Source organism: Bradyrhizobium sp. (assembly GCF_019242285.1).
GTDB lineage: Bacteria > Pseudomonadota > Alphaproteobacteria > Rhizobiales > Xanthobacteraceae > Bradyrhizobium.
Genome location: NZ_JAFAVV010000107.1, coordinates 1 through 2970 on the forward strand (window position 1 = coordinate 1; position 2970 = coordinate 2970).

The window sequence follows — 2970 nt, forward strand, 5'->3', positions numbered from 1 at the left end:
ACACATTGCGCCAGCGAATCAAATGGCTTGTCGCATGTTTCGGGGCGGCGGCTGTCACTGCTGTGGTTGTCGGTGCCCCCTGGCACTTCGAAATTTGGCAGCGCTTCGGCAATCCGTTCTATCCGCTGTTCAACGGCATCTTTCACGCATCGGGATTCGAACAATCTTCATTCCGCGACCAGAGGTTCCTGCCGCATTCCATATTCGATATCTGGCGATACCCTCTGTACTGGTTGACAGCGAGCAGCCCCAATCCAGAGATTGGCTCACCATCGGCCGAGATCGGCGTTCGCGATGTCCGGTGGATCGTCGTGGTGTGCGGCTGCACTGTCTTCCTGGCAGCGCTCGCGGCCCTCGGTAACTGGCGGCGACGCGTGCTGAGCGAGCCGGCAACCGGCCTGCTGTTGACCTTCGTGCTTGGATATCTCGTTTGGCTCGCTACCTTTGCCATTCACCGCTACATGGTCGTGCTGGAAATCCTGTGCGGAGCGGCGCTATTGATTCTCGCACTCCAGCTCGGCCGCAATTACCTGACCGCAATCGCGCTAACCGCGCTGGCTGCCTGCGCATGCCTGACGGCCGAGGTCCCCGATTGGGGCCGTGTACCGTGGAAGCCTTACTGGCAAGCAATCAATCCGAAGCCGCTCGATATCGGCGGCAATAATGTCGTGTTCGTTGCATTCAAGCCGGCCTTGTTTGCCGCGGCCAGTCTGCCACCCGATACGCGCTACATCGACATCGGCGGTGAGTTCGATGTGCGCGCGAACAGCCCCTCGCCACTGACCGAGCAGGTCAAGGCGTTGATGGCGCGAAGCGGCGTCCAACTGAAAGAACTCGACGACGGCCAGGTCCGCGAATGGCCCAGGAGCGCACTGGATAGCTATGGACTGGTTGCAACGAATCGTTGCCAACCGTTACAGGTCGCTGATGTAAAAATGCGACTCTGCGATCTGGAGCGGCGGCGATGACCACCGGCGTGTCGATAGCTGTGCTGATTCCCTGCTTCAACGAGCAGAATGCAATCGCGCAAGTTGTTGGCGATTTTCGCCGCGCGCTCCCGTCCGCGGCGATCTACGTTTACGACAACAACTCGACGGACGGCACAGCGGACGCCGCTCGAGGCGCAGGAGCGATCGTTCGCCGCGAGACGCTGCAAGGCAAAGGCCACGTGGTTCGCCGCATGTTCGCGGACGTCGAGGCCGACATTTACGTTCTCGTCGATGGCGACGGCACCTACGAAGCGGCTGCCGCGCCGCAGATGGTTCAACTCCTGGCCGACGATCACCTGGACATGGTCTGCGCGATCCGTGTGGCGGCGGAAACGGAGGCTTATCGCCGCTTTCATGTTTTCGGGAATGCAGTCTTGTCAGGCGCGGTACGCTATGTGTTCGGTGACCGCGTCCATGATCTGCTGTCGGGCTACCGCGTGTTTTCACGCCGCTTCGTCAAATCGTTTCCCGCGCTGGCGGCGGGATTCGAGACGGAGACCGAACTCACTGTGCACGCACTCGAGCTCAACATGCCGATCGGAGAAGTGCGCACGCCCTATCGCGGGCGCATCAGCGGCACCGCCTCGAAGCTGCGAACATTTTCCGACGGGCTAAAGATCCTTCGCACCATCGTCACACTGATCAAGGACGAGCGGCCGCTTCAGTTCTTTTCTCTGGTCGCACTCGTCCTGCTGCTGGTCGGGCTCGTGCTCGGCGCACCGGTCGTCGTCAGCTACGTCGAAACCGGACTGGTGCCACGCCTTCCGACGGCCGTGCTCGCGACCGGGCTCATCGTCCTGTCGTTCCTCGCGCTGGCGTGTGGGCTCATTCTGGATTCGGTGGCACACGGAACCCGGGCCATAAAACACATGGCCTATCTCGCGGCCGGCCCCGCCCCTGCCGTCCCCGAGACGCGCCCGTCTTCACGATAACGTACTGATTTCGCTACCCAATTGCCGGCGGCCACCGCTTAACGAGGCATTAAGGTTAACAACCTATTGCTTCGCAGGACCGGTCCTCGCGTCCGGCGGAGCGAATTCATGATGCGTCATCCCCGCGGCCGGATTGCGTGGCGGCTCTGCCAAGCGGCCGCTGTCTCGTGCCTCACATTGGCGGCGGCTGGCTGCGCGACATCCCCTTCTCCCGATGTGACCGGCGCGATCTCAAGCCCGGCTCCGCGATCCGAGACGGAGTGGCGCCGCGCCGCTGAAGACGCCGGTACACGCTATCGCAACAATCCGGAAGATACCGACGCGGCGCTGCAGTACGCGCAGGCGTTACGCGCGCTCGGTCAGCGTACGCAGGCCGTTGCCGTGCTTCAACAGGCCTCGCTGCACGACCCCAACAACAAGACGCTGCTCGGCGCCTATGGCCGCGCGCTCGCCGACGCCAACCGGCTGAAGGAAGCGCTCGCGGTGCTGGAGCGCGCGCACACGCCGGAGAATCCCGACTGGCGCATCCTGTCGGCGCAGGGCGCGGTGCTCGATCAGATGGGCCGTCACGAGGACGCGCAGCGCTATTACTCGAGCGCGCTCAAGATCGTGCCCGACGAGCCAACAGTGCTGTCCAATCTCGGACTGTCCTATGCGCTCGCTAAGAACCTGCCCGAGGCAGAGGCGACGCTGCGAAAGGCGGTCGACCGGCGGGCGACCGATCCGCGCGTGCGCCAGAACCTCGCGCTCGTCATCGGCCTGCAGGGCCGCTTCGGCGAAGCCGAAACGATTGCACGCGCCGATCTGCCGCCGGATGAAGCCGCGGCCAACGTCGCCTATCTCAAGCAGATGCTGGCTGAGCAGAAGGCCGGCAAGCCGAAGAAAAAGATGACCGACGCGCGCGGACCCGGTGCGGGGACCTGAGCGCCGCGCCTAGTTGAGGTCGGTCCACAGCACCTTGATTGCCGCCGGCCCTAGAATCACGATGAACAGGACCGGCAGGAAGAACACGATCATCGGCACGGTGAGTTTCGGCGGCAGACCCGCCG

General features: G+C 63.2%; 2 protein-coding genes and 1 pseudogene. All 3 read left to right on the forward strand.

All coding sequences use genetic code 11. The features are described 5' to 3' along the window. Window positions 1–968, forward strand: a pseudogene (locus tag JOY90_RS03985) (hypothetical protein); the annotation flags it as partial. Further along, window positions 965–1921 carry a glycosyltransferase gene (locus JOY90_RS03990; protein ID WP_291689863.1) on the forward strand — a complete coding sequence of 319 codons (957 nt, stop codon included), beginning with the start codon at window positions 965–967 and terminating at the stop codon, window positions 1919–1921. The pseudogene JOY90_RS03985 and the gene JOY90_RS03990, both read left to right, overlap by 4 nt. Window positions 1922–2029: 108 nt before the next feature. Beyond that, the gene (locus JOY90_RS03995; protein ID WP_291689864.1) at window positions 2030–2845 is read left to right on the forward strand and encodes a tetratricopeptide repeat protein; all 816 of its coding nucleotides are present in this window, start codon (window positions 2030–2032) and stop codon (window positions 2843–2845) included. The last annotated feature ends 125 nt before the right edge of the window (window positions 2846–2970 follow it).

Coding starts and splice junctions, on each gene's coding strand:
- JOY90_RS03990 (WP_291689863.1), top strand. CDS start 965: ATGACCACCGGCGTGTCGATAGCTGTGCTGATTCCCTGCTTCAACGAG.
- JOY90_RS03995 (WP_291689864.1), top strand. CDS start 2,030: ATGATGCGTCATCCCCGCGGCCGGATTGCGTGGCGGCTCTGCCAAGCG.